Origin of the sequence: Mesorhizobium sp. ESP-6-2, assembly GCF_020164675.1 — a bacterium.
Classification (GTDB): Bacteria; Pseudomonadota; Alphaproteobacteria; order Rhizobiales; family Rhizobiaceae; genus Mesorhizobium.
Genome location: NZ_JAIUGT010000004.1, coordinates 301,261 through 321,517 on the forward strand (window position 1 = coordinate 301,261; position 20,257 = coordinate 321,517).

Sequence of the window (20,257 nt, forward strand, 5' to 3'; positions counted from 1 at the left end):
GAAGACATGACCAGCAGGATTGCCCGCTGCACCTGTGGCCAATTGCAGATCCGCTGTCCGCAACAGCCGGCCAAAATATCGCTTTGCCACTGCCTGGACTGCCAGCGGCGCACCGGCAGTCCGTTTGGGATAGCGGCTTTCTTCGATGCCGAGGCGATCGACATCGACGGCTCATCCCAGACATTCCAGCGCAATTCCGACAGCGGCTTTCCCGTCACTTTCCACTTCTGCGGAAACTGCGGCTCGACGGTGTTCTGGTATCCGTCGCGCAAACCGGAAGCGGTCGCTGTCGCGGTCGGCTGTTTTGCCGATCCGTCTTTCCCGGCGCCGACACAAGCCGTCTATGGCGAAAGCCGCCACGACTGGGTCGTGTTGCCGGCCTGACGGCAAGCTACTCCGCAGCGACGCCCTTCACTTCCAGATAGCTCTCCATCGAATCGTCCAGCGCCTGCAGCCAGGGCGTATGGTGCAGCGGCGCCATGGTGCCTGTCATCAACGAGCGGTAGGAATGGTCGCGGAAGCTCATAATGTCTTCCACCTTGTGATGTTCCCATTCCATGAAGGTCTGATTGACTGCCTCGACGTCGAAGCCGGGATAGTCGGTCTGGTCCATCAGTTCCTTGGTGTAGTCGCCCTGGAACCAGATCATCTGCTCGGCGTCTTCCAGCGTCTCCTCGCGCGCCCGCCATCTGGCGCCGTGCTCGGCCATTGCCTGTGCGGACGGCAGCTTGATGCGGCCCATGATGACGTCACGCGCGTACCAGGCCTGCGCGTCGAACATGTTGAAGGTGTAGAACTGGTCCTGCATGCCGATGTAGAACAATTTCGCGTTCTTCTCCCAGACGACACCCTCATAGAGATCGAGCGGCCACATGCGGTTGGCGGTCTTCAGCTTGAGATCGTCGGTGAGGAACGGGAACGAATGGAGATAGCCGGTGCACAGGATGATGGCGTCGACATCCTTGGTACTGCCGTCCTTGAAATGGGCCGTCTTGCCGACGACCTTCTGCAGCAGCGGCACCTCTTTCCAGTTCTCAGGCCATTTGAAGCCCATCGGCTTGGAGCGATAGCTGGAGGTGATCGACTTCGCGCCGTATTTGTAGCATTGCGAGCCGATGTCCTCGGCCGAATAGGAGCGGCCGATGATCAGGATATCCTTGCCCTTGAATTCCATGGCGTCACGGAAATCATGGCTGTGCAGGATGCGGCCGTTGAAGGTCGAAAAACCCTCGAAATAGGGAACGTTGGGTACGGAAAAATGCCCGGACGCAACGACGACATTGTCGAACTCTTCCGAATAGGTGACGTCGTTGGTGCGGTCATGCGCGGTGACGGTGAATTTCTTCGTCTCGTCCGAGAAGGTCACCATGCGCACCGGACTGTTGAAGCGCACCCATTTGCGCACGCCTGATTTTTCGACGCGGCCCTTGATGTAGTCCCACAGCACGGCGCGCGGGGGATAGGAGCCGATCGGCCGGCCGAAATGTTCCTCGAACGTGTAGTCGGCGAATTCCAGGCATTCCTTCGGCCCGTTCGACCAGAGGTAGCGATACATCGAGCCGTGCACTGGGTCGCCATGTTCGTCGAGGCCGGTGCGCCAGGTATAGTTCCACAGGCCGCCCCAGTCGGACTGCTTTTCGAAGGAGACGATCTCGGGAATGTCTGCCCCTTTGTCGGCCGCCGACTTGAAGGCCCTGAGCTGTGCCAGACCGGACGGTCCGGCCCCGATGACGGCAACGCGAGTTTTCATTTCCGGGCCTCCATTTTTTGATTTCCCCAGCGAAACAAATTTCACTGCCAGTGACAGTAATTGGCCCTCCGGCACTGTCAACAGCCATCTGCGGGAACGGCGTTTGCGCAAGGCGGATTCCTGGCGAAGAACCTGCATTGGCCGAAATCGCGGGATTGGCGCATGCGACATAAGACGGCTTGCCGACGCGGCTGCGCTCATGTATCGCCACCTGACATGTTCACCTTGAGTGAAATAAATCCGCGAAGTCCGGGGGCGACATGGCGAAAAACGCTTCAAATCCAAAGGCCGGTGCTGGAGCCGGCGGCGCAAAGGCAAAGCCGCTGCCAAAGGTCTCGGTGGACGGGAAGACCATCCGCGCGCCGCTAACCCAGAACCCGCACGCCATCCGCGACACGCGTGAAAAGGTGCTGGAAGTGGCGATCGGCCGCGAGGTGCGCGCGTTCCGCAAGAAGCTCGGCATCACCGTCGCCGATCTGGCGGTCGCTACCGACATTTCGCTGGGCATGCTGTCGAAGATCGAGAACGGCATCACCTCGCCGTCGCTGACCACCTTGCAGGCGCTGTCGCGGGCGCTGGGTGTTCCCGTCACCGCCTTCTTCCGCCGCTTCGAAGAGGAGCGCAGCGCCGTTTTCGTCAAAGCTGGCGAAGGGTTGGACGTCGAGCGCCGCGGCACGCGCGCCGGCCACCAGTACAATCTGCTTGGCCACATCGGCTCAAACACCAGCGGCGTCGTCGTCGAGCCCTATCTGATCACGCTGACCGAGGATTCGGACGTGTTCCCGACCTTCCAGCACGAGGGCATGGAGTTTCTCTATATGCTGGAGGGCGAAGTCGTTTACCGGCACGGCAGCAATCTCTATCCGATGAAGCCCGGCGACAGCCTGTTCTTCGACGCCGACGCCCCGCACGGGCCGGAGCAGCTGACGAAACTGCCCATGCGCTATTTGTCGATCATCTGCTATCCGCAGAGCGCTGGCTAAGGGCCAATCTCCCCCACGGGAGAAGATCGGCAGCTTCGCGGGCGGTGCCTTCAGTCCGGCCCAAACCCCGGTGACGTCGCACTTCCATCATCCAACTTCGACAGCCACTCGACCAGTGTCGGGCGGTAGCGTGTCAGCCCCTTGTAGGTGGCAAGCTCCTCGGGCAGGTCGCGGATGACGCGGTGCAGGCGGCGGGCCCATTTCGGTTGCGTCACCAGCTCGTCCATCTTGATCAAGTAGCAGCGGATCGGGAAGACGATGGCGTTGGAGCGTGGCAGGCGCCAGAAGCTCTGCAACTCGACGCGCAGATGCACCTTGTCGCCGACATTGTCGGGCGTCACCGTCGCGCGGTCCGGACCCCATTTGTGATAATTCTCGGGGCTGGTGTCGAGGCGCGGATTGATGGTCATCGTCCAGTTCAGGCGACGCGCCGGCTTGCCCTGCTGGATGTTGGTGAGGAACTTCAGCGCCCTGACGAAAATCCCCTTCTCATGCGCCAACGGCACCGGCGCGTGCCACTCGAAGAAGTTCATGCCGATGTCGAAGTCGAGCGACCAGTCGGCCTGGGTGGTGACCATCCCGGCATCCATCCAAAGATTGCCGTCGCGCTGGTCGAGGATGCAGAAATCGCCCTGGCTCTGGCGGGTGATGTATTCCATCGGCCCGTAAGGCAAAGTCGAGGTGTCGCCGAAGGTGAAGGTGTCGTCGATGCCGAGCGGCCGGTTGATCCAGCGCCAACGATCGCCGTCTCGGGTCAGCGTGAAATGCTCGGGATAGCCCAGCGCCTGCTGCTCCATCAGAAGTTCGAGCAGGTCCCAGCCGGCAAGCGTCATGTGCGGTAGCGACTGGCAACGCAGCGGATCCTCGGCCAGGACCAGAGCACGGTCCTGCATCTCGGCGACATAGTGCTCGTCGACGTCGATCAGGTTTTCCAGCACGCTGCCTTTCGGACCAACGACATGCGGCTCGATGTTGACCGCATACATGTAGCTGTCTTCATGGAACGGAAACGGGAAGCGCCTGATGTGCTCAGGGCTGTTCCTGAAGGTGAAGTCGTCGCGGAATGTTTCCTTGCGAAAGGTGATGCCCAAGCTCGCCTCCTATCTTTCCAAGACCAGCGATTTGCCTTCGAAGCGCGACACGCAGGGCATGATCTTGCAGCCGGAACGGTGGTCTTCCTCGCTTAGCCAGTGATCGTTGTGGACGAACTTGCCGTCGGACGAGATGACGTTGGTCTCGCACTGACCGCAGACCCCGCCGCGGCAAAGATAGGGTGGATCGACGCCGGCCGCCTCGATCGCCTCGAGCAGGCTCTGCTGCTCGCCGACGCGGATGGTCTTGCCGCTGATGGCCAGCGTCACGTCGAAAGGCAATCCCGGCTGTGGCGCCGCGAAATGCTCGAAATGCACGGTCTCCGGTGGCCAGCCGAGCGCGGCTGCGCGCTCGCGCACCCAGCCGATCATGCCGGCCGGACCGCAGACATAGAGATGCGTGCCGAGCGGCTGCGACGATAGCAGCCGGTCGAGATCGACCCGTTCCCCACGATCGTCGTGATAGAGCCGGACCCGGCGGCCGTAGCGCTGTTGCAGCACATCGGCATAGGTACCGAGCGACGCCGTGCGGCAGGTGTAGTGCAGTTCGAAATTGCCGCCCTCGCCCGCCAACTGCGCGGTCTGGGCCATGAAGGGCGTGATGCCGATGCCGCCGGCCAGCATCAAATGTTTCTTGGCCCTGAGATCGAGCGAGAACAGATTGACGGGATAGGAGATCACCATCTCCAGCCCGGGCCTGACGGATCTGTGCATGAACAGCGAGCCGCCCCGGCCGACATCGTCGCGGCGTATCGAGATCGTGTATTCGCGCGTGTCGAGCGGCGAGCCCATCAGCGAATAGGGATTGAGCCTTGTGCGGTCGCCGTCGCGCATCTCGACCACGACATGGGCGCCGCCTGAAAAGGTCGGCAACAGCTCGCCGTCACGGCGGCGGAAATGAAAGCGGGTGACCAGTTCGTTGACCGGGACGACATCGCTGACGACGACGTCGAGCTTGGTGGTGCCGGTGCTCATCGGAAGACCTCCTCGACCGGAGGAATTTCGCTGCGGTCCTCGGCATTGATGCAGACGCCCTGGAACGCCGCCAGCCGCCGCGAATAGTGGTCGCGCACCAGAAGCAGCAGGCCGCAATGCGAGCAGGTGGCGGGTTGCGTCGTTACATTCTCGGTGATGCCCTTGCAATGCACGCACTGCACGCGGCGCGCCAGCGAGCCGCGATGTTCGGTCTGGATCGCGGTGTGGTCGATGCCGGCTTCGAGCGCCACCTGCATGGCCTGGCCGATCAGCCCTTCGGTACCGGCGAGATAGAGGCGCAGGCCCATATGCGCGTTATCAAGCGTCTGTTTCAGCCGCGGCAGCAGGCTGGCGAAGGACGGCGCCTGGTGGAAGCGCGCCGGTTTCAGCGCTTCGAGAGCGGCGACATGCCTGTCGTCCGACCCGGGAATGAAGACGATCTCGGCACCGCCGAAGAACCCGTCTGGAGCCGTCTTGGCCATGTCCGCTATCGCGAGCGCACCCTCGGCATCGGCGATGAAAAGATGGTGCTTGCCGGGCTGCGGAGACAAGGTTCCGTAGACGGGCCGGCTGATGATCGACTTGGCTGCCATTCTCTGCTTCGTGCCTCGAACCCTCGCCTTCGACTATGCCTCAGCCTTTCGCCGTGCGCTTGGTCTTCTTTGGGTCATCGAACGGCAATGGCTGCGCCGTCGCCTTGATCGATCCGCTCCTGTTGCGGATCTCGAGCCTTGTGTCCTTGACGGCGCAGTCGACGTCGAGGCGAGCGATGCCCATCGATTTCTCGACCAGCGGCGAATACATGGCGCAGGTGACGACGCCGACTTTCTTCCCATCGCGATAGACCGGGGCGCCCTCGTCGGCTGGCTCCTTGCCGTCCAGCAACACGCCATAGATCTTGAAGCGCTCCTTGCCCTTGAGACGGTAGTGCTCCTCGGCGCCGCGAAAGCCGGTCTTGCCCGGGCTGACGGTGAAGTCGAGGCCGAGTTCCCACAGCGTGTCGCCGGGGCCTTCATTCTCGAACGGATATTTCTGCGAGTTGTCGTAGGGATAGAACAGGAGATAGCTCTCGACGCGCAGCATGTCGAGCGTGGTGAAGCGGCACGGGATGATGCCGGCGCTCTTGCCCTCGTCGAGGATCCTGTCCCAGATCGTGCCGGCATCCTGGCCGCGGCAGAAGATCTCGTAACCGCGCTCGCCGGTATAGCCGGTGCGCGAGATCATCACCGGAAAACCGAAGAGCTGCGTCTGCATGTGATGGAAATAGTTGAGGTCGCGAATGCCCGGCACGTGCCTGGCAAGATAGTCGACCGCCACCGGCCCCTGCAGCGAAAGGTCATGCAGATTGTCGTCGAAGCGCAGCGACACGTCCCTGCCCATCGCCGCCCGCTGCAGCTCTTCATGGCCGGTTCCCGAACCGTGCACCACCATCCAGCTATTCGGCCCGGTGCGGTAGAGGATGCAGTCGTCGGTGAACTTTCCCGCCTCGTTGAGCATGCAGGCATAGGCAGACTTGCCGGGATAGATTTTTTCGACATCGCGCGTGGTGGCGAGATCGATGAGGTGCGAGGCGTGCGGGCCTGTGATGTGGACCTTCTTCAGGCCCGAGACATCCATCAGCCCGGCCTTGGTGCGGATGGCGATGTATTCCTCGTCGGCGTCCTTGTCGTAGGTCCAGGCGGTGCCCATGCCGCTCCAGTCTTCGAGTTTCGAACCCAGCGCGCGATGGCGATCCGCCAGGGTTGAAAATCTCCAGGATGCCGTCATCCGATCCTCCGTCCGATATTTTGATTATGTTCCCTGCTCCTGTGCGCGCGGGCTGGAGCTTTGAGCGAATATTGATCGCAAACGCGGGAGGCCTGCAATCCCCTGAAAGCAAATAATTTCATTGTCAGGCAAAATTCGTCATCCGAACAAGGCGGTTAACTCTGCGTAAATTCGTCTTGACAATTTCCGAATTCGGTCTGAATTTATGAAAAAAATTTCACTCTCTTGAAAGAGAACGACGGACGGTGGATTCGGAACCGGACGTCGAAAAAGGGGAAAACCGATGTCAGACCTGCAGCAGCGCATCGAGGCGCTGTACCGTTCCGACTTGCGCGGATCCGCGCTCCTGATCATCTGCCTGTGGGCGACGATCCTCTTCGTCCTCTTCATGACATGGCCCCATATCCCGCATGACGGCATCAAGGCCGTCGTCGCGATTGCCGCCGCCGCGGTGCTGATCTTCAACACGGCGGCGATCCTGGCCATGGTCAACCACTACAAGGAGGACAAGGAGTTCATCTACGGGCTCGACATCAAGAACTACGACCGCAACCGCAAATCCTGAGGGGGAGAGAAGCATGTCCCGCTACACGCCGCCGCAACAGAGCAAGGCCGGGCAGGTCTTCGATATCGCCGTCGTCGTGGTCGCCATCTTCGTGGCGCTGTGGCTGCCGCTGAAACTGGGATTGGCGGGAGCTGCCAAGTCCATCGATGCGCTCGACGCCAAGACCTGGGAGGCGCTCGGCCAGAACCCGACCATGGCGTCGATCTGGGAAAGGCTCGGCTATACGCCCGAGACCGCGCACGACATCATCCAGAACCGTTTCCACTACATCATCGACTGGCCGACGCTTGTTGTCATGGCAGCCGTGCTGATCGGTTATTTCGTGTTCCTGTTCCGGGCATCCGACCGTGAATATCGCGACGTCATCAACGAGAAGTTCGACGAGAAATAGTCCGAGGACAAGACCATGTGGATAGCGCTCTCTTACGCATGCTGGGGCATCTCGATCGTGCTTGCGCTGTGGATGCTCTACGATTGGTTCAAGGTCGATACGACCTACTCCGAGGATGTGCTGACGTCCTCGCGCGAAGGCGAACTTGAAGCCGTTTCCGAAAAACACCGGATCTGAGTGGGGATTGATCGATGACGGTCGTGGTTGAAACTGCGGGTTCGGCAACAAATGGCGACAGGGTCTCGCTGCTTCGGGTGCTTGGCCCGGCCCATGTCTGGGCGTTGGGTGTGGGCATCGTCCTGGTCGGCGAGTTCACCGGCTGGAATTTCTCCGCCGACAAGGGCGGCGCGCTTGCCGCGCTGATCGTCTGCTGGATCGTCGGGCTGCTCTATACCTCGGTCGCCATGATCGATTCCGAAGTGACGTCGACGGTCGCCGCCGCGGGCGGCCAATATGCGCAGGCCAAGCACATCGTCGGGCCGCTGATGGCCTTCAACGTCGCGCTGTTCCTGGTCTTTGCCTACACCATGCTCGAAGTGTCGGACGCCATCCTGCTCGGCGACACGATCGTCGCCAAGGCGGGCGTCGAGGGCCTCACCCACAACTCCTTCATCGCCGCCACCATCGTTGTCCTGGCATGGCTCAACTATCGCGGCGTGCTGATGACGCTCAACGTCAACTTCGTCATCACCGCGATCGCCTATATCTCTATCGTCATCCTGTTCTTCTCGGTCAGCCCGTGGACGCAAGGCGCGGTGCTGAAGCTCAACGAGTTGGTTACCCCGGACAATGCGCTGCCCTATGGCTGGATCGGCGTCATCGCCGCTTTCCAGTTCGGCATCTGGTACTATCTCGGCATCGAGGGCACCACGCAGGCGGCCGAGGAAGTGCGCTCGCCCGCGCGCTCGCTACCTTATGGCACGATGGCCGGCATGATCACGCTTCTGATCGCCGCCGCCATGACCTGGTATGTCTGCGCCTCGCTGATGCCCTGGGAATATCTCGGCATCACCTATTATCCGCTGTGGGACGCCGGCAAGCTGACCGGCAGCCCGCTGCTGGAAAACCTGCTGTTCATCGCCACGCTGCTTGCCGCACTGGCGTCCGCCAATGGCTGCATCAACGACGCGGCGCGCGCCTGGTTCTCGCTCGGGCGCGATCGCTACCTGCCGAGCTGGTTCTCGGCGGTGCACCCGAGATACCGCACACCCTACCGCTCGATCCTGTTCCTGCTGCCGATCGCGCTCGCCTTCGCCTTCATCGCCGACCTCAACCAGGCGATTACCTTCTCGATCCTGTCTGGCGTGCTGCAATATACGTTCATGAGCATCAACATCATGATGTTCCGGAAGAAGTGGCCGCTGGGCTCCATCCGCCGCGGCTACACGCATCCCTTCCACCCGCTGCCGGCGATCGTCTTGTTCTGCCTGTGCGTGGTGACCTTCTTCGCCATCTTCCTCGGCTTCGGCTCGCAGCTCATCGCCATGGTCGCGTTCTATTTCCTGATCTCGCTGTGGTTCCATTTCTACCGCTACAAATTCGTGCGGCGCGGCGACCAGTTCACCATGCCGTGGCCGAAACCGCAGGGCTATTGATGGGAGTAGGCCCGTCCAAAGTGGGCGGGCCTGGCATGACGAAATGTCCGAGGTGACGTCAGCACTGCTTGCCGGGGCGGCTGTCCTGGCTCTCGTCCTGCACTTTGCCTGGCTGGCACGCCGCAGCCGCAACAGGGCTGCCGTGGCGCGCGCCGCCGACCAGGCCAGCATCCGCGCCGTCATTGCCGACGCAGAAGATGTCTCGGACGGTACTGCCGGCGTCATTACGTGGGAAGGCTCGTGGAAGGGCCAGCGCGTGCAGTTGCGCACCATCGTCGACACGCTGGCGACGAGAAAGCTGCCGGCGCGCTGGCTCAGCGTATCGATAACGGAGAAAACAGCCGTGCCCGGCACCTTCGACATGATGATGCGGCCGGGCTCGCCGACGACATTCTCCAATTTCGACCATCTCGACCACACCCTGCCGAAGGCGCCCGGCTTTCCCGCCGAGGCGGTGCTTCGAACGGACCGCAGAGGCGTGCGCTTCCCGCAAACCATCATCGCCGACCATCTGGAACCCTTTTCAGAAGGACGCGCCAAGGAGCTTCTGATCACGCCAAAAGGCGTGCGTATCGTCTGGCTGCTGGCCGAAGCCGAGCGGGCCCGCTACGGTGTCTTCCGGCAAGCCGCTTTCGGTGACGCGCAAATCGACCCGGCGCTGATCTCGCGGCTGCTCGTATCCCTTTCGGGACTGCGCGACGCGATCAACAGGAACGAACGGAAAGCGGCATGATCGGCGCAACCCCCTCTCCCGGACCTACCAGCCCATATATCGTCCTGGGCGCGGCAACCCTGCTGCCGGGCAGCGGACACGTCATGCTTGGCGTTCCGACGCGCGGCCTGCAGTTTCTTTTCTTCATGGTCATCCTGGCCTGGGTGACGGCGAAAATCGCGCCGCCCGACGCCAGTTTTATCGGCCGCCACGCCGGCGGCTTCCTGATCTATGCGCTGTCGATCCTCGACGCCTACAAGATGGCACGCATCCGGACCGCCAAATGGACCCATTCCATGCGCCGGCAAGGCGATGGGCCGCCGGAGGGGACAAAACACGACGCGTAACCAGAGGAATATTTTTTTCATACCAATTGAATTCCCCGAACTCATTCGATACATCATTTTTAGCTACAAAGGGTCTGGAGGCTGGCATGTGCGGAATCGTTGGACTTTTCCTGAAGGACAAGGCGCTGGAGCCGCAGCTCGGTGCGATGTTGTCGCAGATGCTGGTATCGCTCAGCGATCGCGGCCCCGACAGCGCCGGCATCGCGATCTATGGCGCGCCGTCCGGCAACGAGGCCAAGATCACCATCCAGTCGCCGAAGCCGGAGCGTGATTTCCGTGGACTGGACGCCGAACTCACCAAGGCGCTCGGCGCGCCGGTGGGCGTCACGGTAAAATCGACGCATGCCGTCATCAGGACCACGCCCGAAAAGGTCGATGCGGCGCGTGAGACCATCCAGTCGCTCAGGCCCGACATCCGCATCATGGGCGCCGGCGAAGCCGTGGAAATATACAAGGAAGTCGGCTTGCCCGAGGCTGTGGTCGACCGCTTCGACATCCGCGCGATGACCGGAACGCATGGCATCGGGCACACCCGCATGGCGACGGAATCGGCGGTGACGACGATGGGCGCGCATCCGTTCTCGACCGGCGCCGACCAGTGCCTGGTGCACAATGGCTCGCTCTCCAACCACAACAACGTTCGCCGCGAACTGGTCCGCGAAGGCATGACGTTCGAGACCGAGAACGACACCGAGGTGGCGGCCGCCTATCTCTCCTCCCAGATGGCGCATGGCAAGAACCTCGGCGAAGCGCTGGAAGGCACCCTCTCCGATCTCGACGGCTTCTTCACCTTCGTCGTCGGCACCAAGAACGGCTTCGGCGTGGTGCGCGACCCGATCGCCTGCAAGCCCGCCGTCATGGCCGAGACCGACCAGTATGTCGCCTTCGGCTCGGAATATCGCGCGCTGACCAAGCTGCCCGGCATAGACAATGCGAGGGTCTGGGAACCGGAACCCGCAACCGTCTATTTCTGGGAGCATTGAGTTCATGCCGGCAACGAAACTTTCAACCGCGGCGGCAAGCGACCATGCCTCCCGGGTGTTCGACCTGGACCAGATGTCGCTGCGCGAGCTCAACCAGGCACTGCACAATCTGACGCCAGGCTCGAACGAGACCGCCTGGGAAGTGTTGAACCCGAAGGGCAGCCATTCGGTCGCCGTCGGCGTCGACCAGCCGGTCAGCATCGATGTGCGCGGCAGCGTCGGCTATTACTGTGGCGGCATGAATTCCGGCAGTGCCATCACCGTGCATGGTTCGGCGGGACCCGGCGTCGGCGAAAACATGATGTCGGGCTCGATAACAGTCAAAGGCGACGCCAGCCAGTATGCCGGCGCCACCGGCAAAGGCGGGCTGCTCGTCATCGAGGGCAATGCGTCCTCGCGCTGCGGCATTTCGATGAAAGGCATCGACATCGTCGTGCACGGCAATATCGGCCATATGTCGGCCTTCATGGCGCAGTCCGGCAATCTGGTGGTGCTGGGCGATGCCGGCGACGCGCTCGGCGATTCCATCTACGAGGCACGGCTGTTCGTGCGCGGCAAGGTCGACAGCCTGGGCGCCGACTGCATCGCCAAGGAAATGCGGCCCGAACACCTCGAACTCCTGCAAGGCCTGCTCGATCGCGCCGGCGTCACCGGCGTCAAGCCGTCTGAATTCAAGCGCTACGGCTCGGCCCGCACGCTCTACAATTTCAATATCGACAACGCCGACGCGTATTGAGGCAGCATGACCTATCGCAACCCGCCGACGACGCCGCGCAAATCCGCGACTTTCGACGACTACACGCTTTCCGAGATCCGCCGCGCCGCGGCCACCGGCATCTATGACATCCGGGGCGCCGGCGCCAAGCGCAAGCTGCCGCATTTCGATGACCTTCTGTTCCTTGGCGCTTCGATCTCGCGCTACCCGCTCGAAGGCTATCGCGAGCGCTGCGACACATCAGTCGTGTTGGGCTCGCGCCATGCCAAGAAGCCGATCGAGCTGAAGATCCCGATCACTGTCGCCGGCATGAGCTTCGGCTCGCTGTCGGGCCCGGCCAAGGAAGCGCTCGGGCGCGGCGCGACGCTGTCGGGCACCTCGACCACGACCGGCGACGGCGGCATGACCGAGGAAGAGCGCGGCCATTCCAAGCAACTCGTCTACCAATATCTGCCGTCGCGCTACGGCATGAATTTGCGGGATCTGCGCCGCGCCGATGCCATTGAGGTCGTCGTCGGCCAGGGCGCCAAGCCCGGCGGCGGCGGCATGCTGCTCGGACAGAAGATCTCCGACCGTGTCGCCGAGATGCGCACGCTGCCCAAGGGCATCGACCAGCGCTCGGCTTCGCGCCATCCCGACTGGACCGGACCGGACGATCTCGAGATCAAAATCCTGGAGCTGCGCGAAATCACGGACTGGGAAAAACCGATCTACGTCAAGGTCGGCGGCGCCCGCCCCTATTACGATACCGCGCTTGCGGTGAAGGCCGGCGCCGACGTCGTCGTCGTCGACGGCATGCAGGGCGGCACGGCGGCCACACAAGAAGTGTTCATCGAGAATGTCGGCCAGCCGACGCTCGCCTGCATCAGGCCGGCGGTGCAGGCGCTGCAGGATCTGGGCATGCATCGCAAGGTGCAGCTGATCGTCTCGGGCGGCATCCGCAACGGCGCCGATGTCGCCAAGGCGCTGGCGCTCGGCGTCGACGCGGTCTCGATCGGCACGGCTGCCCTTGTCGCGCTCGGCGACAACGATCCCCGCTGGGAGGCGGAATACAACGAGCTCGGCACCACATCAGGCGCCTATGACGACTGGCATGAGGGCCGCGACCCCGCCGGCATCACCACGCAGGATCCCGAACTGATGAAGCGGGTCGATCCCGTCGCAGCCGGCAGGCGACTTGCCAACTATCTTAAGGTGATGACGCTCGAGGCGCAGACCATTGCGCGTGCCTGCGGCAAGAACAGCCTGCACAATCTCGAACCCGAGGATCTCGTCGCGCTCACGATCGAGGCCGCCGCGATGGCCGGCGTGCCGCTGGCCGGCACCAACTGGATACCGGGGAAGAACGGCTTCTGATCAACAAAGGGCCGAAGGCCATATGCTCTAGGGCCAACAACCGACAAAAAATGGGGAACTTCCGTGACAGTTGATCTTGCAGAGTTCGCAAGGGCGAAAAACGTCAAATATTTCATGATCTCCTACACCGACCTGTTCAGCGGGCAACGCGCCAAGCTGGTGCCGGCGCAGGCGATATCAGATATGCAGAAGGATGGCGCCGGCTTCGCCGGTTTCGCTACCTCGCTCGACCTCACGCCGGCACATCCCGACATGCTGGCGGTGCCGGATCCGAATTCGGTTATCCAACTGCCCTGGAAACCTGAGGTCGCCTGGGTCGCCGCCAATTGCATCATGGACGATAAGGAGGTCGACCAGGCACCGCGCAACACGCTGAAGCGACTGGTCGCGGAAGCCGCTAGCGACGGCATGCATGTCAAGACCGGCGTCGAGGCGGAATTCTTCCTGATCTCGCCCGACGGCAAGACGATCTCCGACGAATACGATACGGCGTCGAAACCATGCTACGACCAGCAAGCGTTGATGCGCCGCTACGACGTCATCGCCGAGATCTGCGATCACATGCTGGCGCTCGGCTGGGGCGCCTACCAGAACGACCACGAGGATGCCAACGGCCAGTTCGAGATGAACTGGGCCTTCGACGATGCGCTGGCGACCGCCGACAAGCATTCTTTCTTCAAATTCATGGTCAAGTCGATCGCGGAAAAGCACGGCCTGCGCGCCACCTTCATGCCCAAGCCCTTCCAGGGACTGACCGGCAATGGCTGCCATGCGCATATCTCGGTGTGGGACAAATCAGGCAAGACCAATGTCTTTGCCGATAATTCGATGGAGCTCGGCCTGTCGGCCAAGGGCAAGCACTTCCTCGGCGGCATCATGAAACATGCCTCTGCTCTCGCCGCCATCACCAACCCGACCGTCAATTCCTACAAGCGCATCAACGCGCCGCGCACCATTTCGGGCGCCACCTGGGCGCCGAACACGGTGACCTGGACCGGCAACAACCGCACCCACATGGTGCGCGTGCCCGGCCCCGGCCGTTTCGAGCTGCGCCTGCCTGACGGCGCGGCCAACCCTTATCTGCTGCAAGCCGTCATCATCGCCGCAGGGCTGGACGGCATCCGCTCCAAGGCCGATCCGGGCAGGCGCTACGACATCGATATGTACCAGCACGGTCACACGGTGGAGGGCGCGCCGAAATTGCCGCTCAACCTGCTCGACGCGTTGCGCGAGTTCGACAACGACAAATCGCTCAAGACGGCGCTGGGTGAGGAATTCTCGTCGGCTTATCTAAAGCTAAAGCACCAGGAATGGAATTCCTATGCTTCGCACTTCACGCAATGGGAGCGCGACCACACGCTGGACATCTGACCTCCAGCGCGACGCGAGCGGCCTCGGAACGACTTTATGAAATACTCGATCTTCTCGCTCGCCCGCGCCGCATTTTCCGGCCACAAGAACTGGCAGCGCACCTGGCGCGACGCCAACCCGAAAGACCGCTACGACGTGGTGATCATCGGCGGCGGCGGCCACGGCTTGGCCACCGCCTGGTTCCTCGCCAGCGAGTACGGCATCAGGAATGTGGCCGTACTTGAAAAGGGCTGGATCGGCTCCGGCAATGCCGGCCGCAACACCACCATCATTCGTTCCAATTACGGCCTGCCCGGCAACACCGGCTTCTACGAATTGTCGATGAAGTTGTGGGAGCGGATGGAGCAGGACCTCAACTACAACACGATGGTCAGCCAGCGCGGCGTCATCAATCTCTACCATTCCGATGCGCAGCGCGATGCCTATGCGCGGCGCGGCAACACGATGCGCATCAACGGCATCGATGCCGAACTGCTCGACCTTGCCGCGGTCAAGAAGATGATGCCGTTCCTGAATTACGACAATGCGCGCTTTCCGGTGCAAGGCGGGCTCTTGCAGCGGCGCGGCGGCACGGCGCGGCATGACGCCGTGGTCTGGGGCTATGCCCATGCGGCGAGCGCGCTCGGCGTCGATATCATCCAGAATTGCGAAGTGACGGGCTTTGTCAGAGACGCCAACGGCAAGGTGACCGGCGTCGAGACCTCGCGCGGCAAGATCGGCGCCGGCAAGGTCGGCATGGCCGTCGCCGGCAGTTCCTCGCGCGTTGCCGCGATGGCGGGCCTGCGCCTGCCGATCGAAAGCCATGTGCTGCAGGCCTTCGTCTCCGAGGCGATCAAGCCGCTCATCCCCAATGTGATGACGTTCGGCGCCGGCCATTTCTACGTCAGCCAGTCGGACAAGGGTGGCCTGGTGTTCGGCGGCGACATAGACGGCTACAATTCCTATGCCCAGCGCGGCAACCTGCCTGTGATGGAAGACGTCTGCGAAGGCGGCATGGCGCTGATGCCGATGATCGGCCGCGTGCGCCTGCTGCGCCAGTGGGGCGGCATCATGGACATGTCGATGGACGGCTCGCCGATCATCGACAAGACGCCTGTCGACGGGCTCTATCTCAATGCCGGCTGGTGCTATGGCGGCTTCAAGGCGACGCCGGGCTCAGGCCTTGTCTTTGCCCATCTGCTGGCCCGCGACACGCCGCATGAGGAGGCTGCAAGGTTCCGCCTCGACCGGTTCAGGTCCGGTGCCGTGATCGACGAAAAGGGCCAGGGCGCCCAACCGAACCTGCACTGAAGGGCCCGTCATGCGCATCACCTGTCCCTTCTGCGGCGAACGCGAACTCGGCGAGTTCACCTATCTCGGCGACGCCAAGCCGGTGCGGCCGGAGGCTGGCGCTTCGGAGGACGATGTCTTCGACTACGTTTACCTGCGCGACAATGTCGCCGGCGTGATGGACGAGAATTGGTACCACGGCGGCGGCTGCCGGGCGTGGCTGAAGGTCACCCGCAACACGCTGACGCACGAAATTTCGGCGGTGGAGCCAGCGGCGGGCGCCGGGGCGAGGCAGGTTGCGAAATGAGCACTTTCTGCCAACCCGGCGCCGCCCCTCACCTGCCTGCCGGCATCCTCTCCCCGTATAGGGACGGGGAGAGGGACGCTATCGCCAACGGTTTCGCCAATCACCGGCGTCGCAAGATGAGAGCCGGCGTTGCGGCTATCTCCCTTCTCCCCGTCCCTATACGGGGAGAAGGTGCCGGCAGGCGGATGAGGGGCAGCGCGCCCTCTGCGATAGAGTCCCAATCGACGGAAGGCCGGCAATCGTGAGTTCCAGCCAATCCCATCGCCTCCCAACTGGCGGCCTGATCGACCGCTCGGCGCCGCTCAGCTTCCGCTTCGACAGTAAGACTTTTTTCGGCCTCGAGGGCGACACGCTCGCTTCGGCCTTGATTGCCAACGGCGTCAAGCTGGTCGGCCGCTCGTTCAAATACCACCGCCCGCGCGGCATTCTGACGGCGGGCTCGGAAGAGCCGAACGCGCTGGTCGAACTGCGCAGCGGCGCGCGGCGCGAGCCGAACACCAAGGCAACCACAGCCGAGCTCTATGAAGGGCTCGAGGCCGCCAGCCAGAACCGCTGGCCGTCGCTCAATTTCGACGTGATGTCGGTCAACCAGCTGTTCGCGCCGATCTTCGTCGCCGGCTTCTACTACAAGACCTTCATGTGGCCGGCGAAATTCTGGGAAGCGATCTACGAGCCGGCGATCCGCCGCGCCGCGGGCCTCGGCCGCGCGGCCGGCGTTGCCGATCCCGACCATTACGACAAGGCCTGGGCGCATTGCGACGTGCTGATCGCCGGCTCCGGCCCGACCGGACTTGCGGCAGCTCTTGCCGCCGGCCGCTCCGGCGCCCGCGTCATCCTGTGCGAAGAGGATTTTGTCCCCGGCGGCCGACTGCTGTCGGATGGCGGCACGATCGACGGACTGCCTGCGGCCGAGTGGCTGTCGCGGACCCTGGCCGAGCTCGACGCAATGCCTGATGTCCGCATCATGACCCGCACGACGCTGTTCGGCGTCTATGATGGCGGCACCTATGGCGCGATCGAGCGGATCAACGACCATCTGCCCTCGCCGCCCGAGCACCAGGTGCGCCAGCGCATGTGGCGGATCGTGGCCAGGCGTTGCGTCGTCGCGGCCGGCGCCATCGAGCGGCCGGTCGTCTTTCCCGGCAACGATACGCCCGGCGTGATGATGGCTTCGGCGATGCGGACCTATGTCGCGCGCTATGCCGCCGCTCCTGCGAAACGCATCGCGCTGTTCACCAACAACGAGGATGGCTGGCGCACGGTCGAGACAGTACTCGGCGCGGGCTTGCAGATCGCGGCGGTTATCGACGCACGGCCCGACGTGTCGCCGGCCCATCGCTCACTCGCCTCAAAGAGCGGTTTCCCGGTGCTGCATGGCGCCGTCAGCCGTGTGGACGGCGGCAAGGACGGTGTGCGGAAGATCTCCGTCTCTCTCACCGGCGGCGCGCGAGCCGAAGTGGAAGCGGACGGCCTTGCCGTTTCCGGCGGCTGGAACCCGGCGGTCGGGCTCACCTCCTATCATCGCGGCCGGCCGAAATGGCGCGACGACATCGCCGCTTTCGTGCCGGATGGCGCGCCTCCCGGCATGGCGGCGGCAGGTGCAGCCAACGGCGCCTTCGGCCTCGGCGCCTGCCTGCGCGAAGGGTTTGCAGCGGGCAGTGCCGCGGCGCACGATGCCGGACGCGGCGGCAGTTCCGGCTCGGTGCCGATCGCCGACGACGAAGCCTTTTCGCTGACGCCGCTCTGGCATGTCGCCGGCAAGGGCAAAGCGTTCGTCGACCAGCAGCACGACGTCACCGCTTCCGACATCGAGCTGGCGCAGCGCGAGGGCTTTGAATCGGTCGAGCATCTGAAGCGCTACACGACGCTCGGCATGGCGACCGACCAGGGCAAGACCTCCAACGTCGCCGGCCTTGCCATCATGGCGGCGGTGTCGGGCAAGTCCATTCCCGAGACCGGCACGACGATCTACCGCCCGCCCTATGTGCCGGTCGCCATCGGCGCCTTTGCCGGCCATCACCGCGACGAGACTTTCCACGCCACAAGGCTGACGCCTTCGCACCACTGGGCCGCCGAACAGGGTGCCGTCTTCGTCGACACCGGCCTGTGGAAGCGCGCGCAATGGTATCCGCGCACGGGCGAGAAGGACTGGCTGGAATCCGTCACCCGCGAGGTCAAGGCGGTGCGTTCCGGCGTCGGCTTCTGCGATGTCTCGACGCTCGGCAAGATCGACGTGCACGGCCCCGATGCAGGCGCCTTCCTCGACCGCGTCTACATCAACACCTTCTCCAACCTCGCCGTCGGCAAGGCGCGCTACGGGCTGATGCTGCGCGAGGACGGCATCGTCTATGACGACGGCACGACGTCGCGGCTGGCCGAGGATCATTACTTCCTCACCACCACCACCGCCAAGGCCGGGCTGGTGATGCAGCATCTGGAATTCTGCCGGCAGGTGCTGTTTCCCGAACTCGACGTGCAGTTGACCTCGGTCTCCGACCAATGGGCGCAGTTCTCCATCGCCGGGCCGAAGACCCGTGACCTGCTGAAAGAGATCGTCGACCCGGCCGAGGACCTTTCCAACGAAGGCTTTCCGTTCATGGGCGCGCGCGAAGTGGCGTTGCGCGGCGGCATCAAGGCGCGGCTGTTCCGCATCTCTTTCTCGGGCGAGATGGCGTTCGAGATTTCCGTGCCGGCGCGCTACGGCGAGGCACTGGCGCGCAATCTGATGCTTGCGGGCAAACCGTTCGGCGTGACGCCATACGGCACCGAGGCGCTCGGCGTCATGCGCATCGAGAAGGGCCATGTCGCCGGACCGGAACTAAGCGGAACCACCACCGCCGCCGACCTCGGCCTGGGCAAGATGATGTCGACCAAGAAGGATTTCATCGGCCGCGTCATGGCCGGCCGCGAGGCGCTGGTCGCGCCGGACCGGCAGGTCGTCGTCGGCATCAAGCCGACCGACAAGGCGCGCCGCCTGCGCCCCGGTGCGCACATAATCCCGAAGGGGCAGACACCTGGCCCTGGCAACGACCAGGGCTACGTCACCTCGGTCTGTTTCTCGCCGACGCTGGACCAGTGGATCGGGCTGGCGCTTGTCGAGCGCGGCCGCGAGCGCATCGGCGAGATCGTGCGCGCGCACGACCCGCTGCGCGGCGAAGAGTATGACGCCGAACTTTGCAACCCCGTCTTCTACGATCCGGATGGAGGGCGCCAGCGTGGCTGAGTTTTCCTGGGATATCAAAAGCCCGCTCGACCGCGTGCTGGTCGCCGGACCCCATGGTGCACGTGGCGATGCCGGCGTGTCGCTGAGCGAGACCCGCAATTTCGATCTCGTCCAGGTGATGGCCCGGCGCGGCAAGGGGGCGGAGATGGCCAAGGCCGCCAAGGCGCGCTTTGGGGTTGCGGCGCCGGAAGCACCGAAGGCGGTGCAGACGGCGGACGCAACGCTGATCTGGTCGGGACCGGATCAGTTTTTCGTGCTGTCGCAGGGCGGCAGGCACGGGATCGAGAAGCTCGCCCAAGCCTTTGCGGCCTCAGGGTCGCTTTCAGATCAATCGCATGCGCGAGTCTTGATCAGCATTTACGGCGGCAAAGCGCGGGAGATGCTGGCGAAATTGTCGTCGATCGATTTGCACCCGGAGGCATTCCCCGTCGGCGCAGCCGCCGCAACGTCGATGGATCACACCAGCGTCACGCTCTGGCGCGGGGAGGATCGAAACGGACAGGCGGTGTTCAATCTGCTTGTGTTCGCGACCTTCGCCGAGAGCCTGTGGCACACGATCCTGGACTCGGCTGCGGAATATGGCGTTAAGACTAGCCACTCTGAGGAATTGGTGTAGCCTCGACGCGTCTTCCTTCTCCCTTGTGGGAGAAGGTGGCCTCGCGAAGCGAGGTCGGATGAGGGTGTTCCAGGGAACGCCAACGTCTCACTCCGCTGGAACACCCCTCAACCGTCTCGGCGCTGCCCGCCGATCCACCTTCTCCCACAAGGGGAGAAGGAAGAAGAAGGACGCTCCGCCTTGCCAAATCCCACCCCACTGCTATTCTTGCTGCTAAAATAATTTTACACACAGGCAAACT

At 63.2% G+C, this 20,257-nt stretch carries 21 protein-coding genes; 16 read left to right on the forward strand and 5 right to left on the reverse strand.

The window, feature by feature from the left end; all coding sequences use genetic code 11:
* Positions 1–6: 6 nt before the first annotated feature.
* Positions 7–384: a GFA family protein gene (locus tag LB532_RS13940; RefSeq protein WP_140638588.1), complete on the forward strand. Its 378-nt coding sequence runs from the start codon at positions 7–9 to the stop codon at positions 382–384.
* 7 nt (positions 385–391) lie between these two features.
* Here LB532_RS13940 and LB532_RS13945 read toward each other — a convergent pair whose 3' ends face one another.
* Entirely contained in the window at positions 392–1,750 is a 1,359-nt protein-coding gene (locus LB532_RS13945) for an NAD(P)-binding domain-containing protein (RefSeq protein ID WP_140638587.1), read from the reverse strand.
* 260 nt (positions 1,751–2,010) lie between these two features.
* On the opposite strand from LB532_RS13945, the gene LB532_RS13950 reads away from it, so the two are divergent.
* Positions 2,011–2,733 carry a helix-turn-helix domain-containing protein gene (locus LB532_RS13950; protein WP_140497887.1) on the forward strand — a complete coding sequence of 241 codons (723 nt, stop codon included), beginning with the start codon at positions 2,011–2,013 and terminating at the stop codon, positions 2,731–2,733.
* A 50-nt stretch (positions 2,734–2,783) separates the two neighbouring features.
* Here LB532_RS13950 and LB532_RS13955 read toward each other — a convergent pair whose 3' ends face one another.
* The 4 genes from LB532_RS13955 to LB532_RS13970 are packed head-to-tail and all read right to left on the reverse strand — an operon-like array spanning position 2,784 to position 6,566.
* A complete protein-coding gene (locus LB532_RS13955) occupies positions 2,784–3,824 on the reverse strand; it encodes a heme-dependent oxidative N-demethylase family protein (RefSeq protein ID WP_140638586.1) in 1,041 nt (346 codons plus the stop codon).
* A gap of 9 nt (positions 3,825–3,833) precedes the next feature.
* Positions 3,834–4,799, reverse strand: coding sequence for a PDR/VanB family oxidoreductase (locus tag LB532_RS13960; RefSeq protein WP_140638585.1), 966 nt, complete (start codon positions 4,797–4,799; stop codon positions 3,834–3,836).
* Positions 4,796–5,392 carry a dimethylamine monooxygenase subunit DmmA family protein gene (locus LB532_RS13965; protein ID WP_140638584.1) on the reverse strand — a complete coding sequence of 199 codons (597 nt, stop codon included), beginning with the start codon at positions 5,390–5,392 and terminating at the stop codon, positions 4,796–4,798. The genes LB532_RS13960 and LB532_RS13965 overlap by 4 nt, the downstream gene beginning before the upstream one ends.
* Before the next feature lie 40 nt (positions 5,393–5,432).
* On the reverse strand, positions 5,433–6,566 hold the full coding sequence (locus tag LB532_RS13970) for an aminomethyltransferase family protein (RefSeq protein WP_140638583.1): 1,134 nt from the start codon (positions 6,564–6,566) through the stop codon (positions 5,433–5,435).
* Between the two features lie 283 nt (positions 6,567–6,849).
* Here LB532_RS13970 and LB532_RS13975 point away from each other — a divergent pair, with 283 nt between their 5' ends.
* From LB532_RS13975 to LB532_RS14040, 14 genes are all read left to right on the forward strand, one after another.
* Entirely contained in the window at positions 6,850–7,131 is a 282-nt protein-coding gene (locus LB532_RS13975) for a hypothetical protein (RefSeq protein ID WP_140497875.1), read from the forward strand.
* Positions 7,132–7,144: 13 nt separating this feature from the next.
* Positions 7,145–7,522: a hypothetical protein gene (locus LB532_RS13980; protein WP_140497873.1), complete on the forward strand. Its 378-nt coding sequence runs from the start codon at positions 7,145–7,147 to the stop codon at positions 7,520–7,522.
* Between the two features lie 15 nt (positions 7,523–7,537).
* On the forward strand, positions 7,538–7,699 hold the full coding sequence (locus tag LB532_RS13985) for a hypothetical protein (protein WP_140638582.1): 162 nt from the start codon (positions 7,538–7,540) through the stop codon (positions 7,697–7,699).
* 14 nt (positions 7,700–7,713) lie between these two features.
* Positions 7,714–9,117 carry an APC family permease gene (locus LB532_RS13990; protein WP_140638581.1) on the forward strand — a complete coding sequence of 468 codons (1,404 nt, stop codon included), beginning with the start codon at positions 7,714–7,716 and terminating at the stop codon, positions 9,115–9,117.
* Between the two features lie 43 nt (positions 9,118–9,160).
* Positions 9,161–9,850, forward strand: coding sequence for a hypothetical protein (locus LB532_RS13995; protein ID WP_181169301.1), 690 nt, complete (start codon positions 9,161–9,163; stop codon positions 9,848–9,850).
* Positions 9,847–10,176, forward strand: a complete 330-nt coding sequence (locus LB532_RS14000) for a hypothetical protein (protein WP_140638580.1) — start codon at positions 9,847–9,849, stop codon at positions 10,174–10,176. The genes LB532_RS13995 and LB532_RS14000 overlap by 4 nt, the downstream gene beginning before the upstream one ends.
* An 86-nt stretch (positions 10,177–10,262) precedes the next feature.
* Positions 10,263–11,159 carry a class II glutamine amidotransferase gene (locus LB532_RS14005; RefSeq protein WP_140638579.1) on the forward strand — a complete coding sequence of 299 codons (897 nt, stop codon included), beginning with the start codon at positions 10,263–10,265 and terminating at the stop codon, positions 11,157–11,159.
* Between the two features lie 4 nt (positions 11,160–11,163).
* Entirely contained in the window at positions 11,164–11,895 is a 732-nt protein-coding gene (locus LB532_RS14010; RefSeq protein ID WP_140551135.1) for a GXGXG domain-containing protein, read from the forward strand.
* A 6-nt stretch (positions 11,896–11,901) separates the two neighbouring features.
* On the forward strand, positions 11,902–13,230 hold the full coding sequence (locus LB532_RS14015; RefSeq protein ID WP_140514697.1) for an FMN-binding glutamate synthase family protein: 1,329 nt from the start codon (positions 11,902–11,904) through the stop codon (positions 13,228–13,230).
* A 63-nt stretch (positions 13,231–13,293) separates the two neighbouring features.
* Positions 13,294–14,601 carry a type III glutamate--ammonia ligase gene (gene glnT, locus LB532_RS14020; protein ID WP_140638578.1) on the forward strand — a complete coding sequence of 436 codons (1,308 nt, stop codon included), beginning with the start codon at positions 13,294–13,296 and terminating at the stop codon, positions 14,599–14,601.
* A gap of 36 nt (positions 14,602–14,637) precedes the next feature.
* Positions 14,638–15,891 (forward strand): sarcosine oxidase subunit beta family protein, encoded by a 1,254-nt coding sequence (locus LB532_RS14025; protein WP_140638577.1) that lies wholly within the window; start codon positions 14,638–14,640, stop codon positions 15,889–15,891.
* A gap of 10 nt (positions 15,892–15,901) precedes the next feature.
* On the forward strand, positions 15,902–16,177 hold the full coding sequence (locus LB532_RS14030) for a sarcosine oxidase subunit delta (protein WP_140638576.1): 276 nt from the start codon (positions 15,902–15,904) through the stop codon (positions 16,175–16,177).
* Positions 16,178–16,418: 241 nt separating this feature from the next.
* Positions 16,419–19,400: a sarcosine oxidase subunit alpha gene (locus LB532_RS14035; protein WP_140638574.1), complete on the forward strand. Its 2,982-nt coding sequence runs from the start codon at positions 16,419–16,421 to the stop codon at positions 19,398–19,400.
* Entirely contained in the window at positions 19,339–20,016 is a 678-nt protein-coding gene (locus LB532_RS14040) for a sarcosine oxidase subunit gamma (RefSeq protein ID WP_224556897.1), read from the forward strand. The genes LB532_RS14035 and LB532_RS14040 overlap by 62 nt, the downstream gene beginning before the upstream one ends.
* Positions 20,017–20,257: the final 241 nt, after the last annotated feature.

Coding starts and splice junctions, on each gene's coding strand:
- LB532_RS13980 (WP_140497873.1), top strand. CDS start 7,145: ATGTCCCGCTACACGCCGCCGCAACAGAGCAAGGCCGGGCAGGTCTTC.
- LB532_RS13990 (WP_140638581.1), top strand. CDS start 7,714: ATGACGGTCGTGGTTGAAACTGCGGGTTCGGCAACAAATGGCGACAGG.
- LB532_RS13970 (WP_140638583.1), bottom strand. CDS start 6,566: ATGACGGCATCCTGGAGATTTTCAACCCTGGCGGATCGCCATCGCGCG.
- LB532_RS13965 (WP_140638584.1), bottom strand. CDS start 5,392: ATGGCAGCCAAGTCGATCATCAGCCGGCCCGTCTACGGAACCTTGTCT.
- LB532_RS14010 (WP_140551135.1), top strand. CDS start 11,164: ATGCCGGCAACGAAACTTTCAACCGCGGCGGCAAGCGACCATGCCTCC.
- LB532_RS13985 (WP_140638582.1), top strand. CDS start 7,538: ATGTGGATAGCGCTCTCTTACGCATGCTGGGGCATCTCGATCGTGCTT.
- LB532_RS13995 (WP_181169301.1), top strand. CDS start 9,161: ATGTCCGAGGTGACGTCAGCACTGCTTGCCGGGGCGGCTGTCCTGGCT.
- LB532_RS13975 (WP_140497875.1), top strand. CDS start 6,850: ATGTCAGACCTGCAGCAGCGCATCGAGGCGCTGTACCGTTCCGACTTG.
- LB532_RS14000 (WP_140638580.1), top strand. CDS start 9,847: ATGATCGGCGCAACCCCCTCTCCCGGACCTACCAGCCCATATATCGTC.
- LB532_RS14025 (WP_140638577.1), top strand. CDS start 14,638: ATGAAATACTCGATCTTCTCGCTCGCCCGCGCCGCATTTTCCGGCCAC.
- LB532_RS13950 (WP_140497887.1), top strand. CDS start 2,011: ATGGCGAAAAACGCTTCAAATCCAAAGGCCGGTGCTGGAGCCGGCGGC.
- LB532_RS13940 (WP_140638588.1), top strand. CDS start 7: ATGACCAGCAGGATTGCCCGCTGCACCTGTGGCCAATTGCAGATCCGC.
- LB532_RS13960 (WP_140638585.1), bottom strand. CDS start 4,799: ATGAGCACCGGCACCACCAAGCTCGACGTCGTCGTCAGCGATGTCGTC.
- LB532_RS13945 (WP_140638587.1), bottom strand. CDS start 1,750: ATGAAAACTCGCGTTGCCGTCATCGGGGCCGGACCGTCCGGTCTGGCA.
- LB532_RS14015 (WP_140514697.1), top strand. CDS start 11,902: ATGACCTATCGCAACCCGCCGACGACGCCGCGCAAATCCGCGACTTTC.
- LB532_RS14040 (WP_224556897.1), top strand. CDS start 19,339: ATGACGCCGAACTTTGCAACCCCGTCTTCTACGATCCGGATGGAGGGC.
- LB532_RS14005 (WP_140638579.1), top strand. CDS start 10,263: ATGTGCGGAATCGTTGGACTTTTCCTGAAGGACAAGGCGCTGGAGCCG.
- LB532_RS14030 (WP_140638576.1), top strand. CDS start 15,902: ATGCGCATCACCTGTCCCTTCTGCGGCGAACGCGAACTCGGCGAGTTC.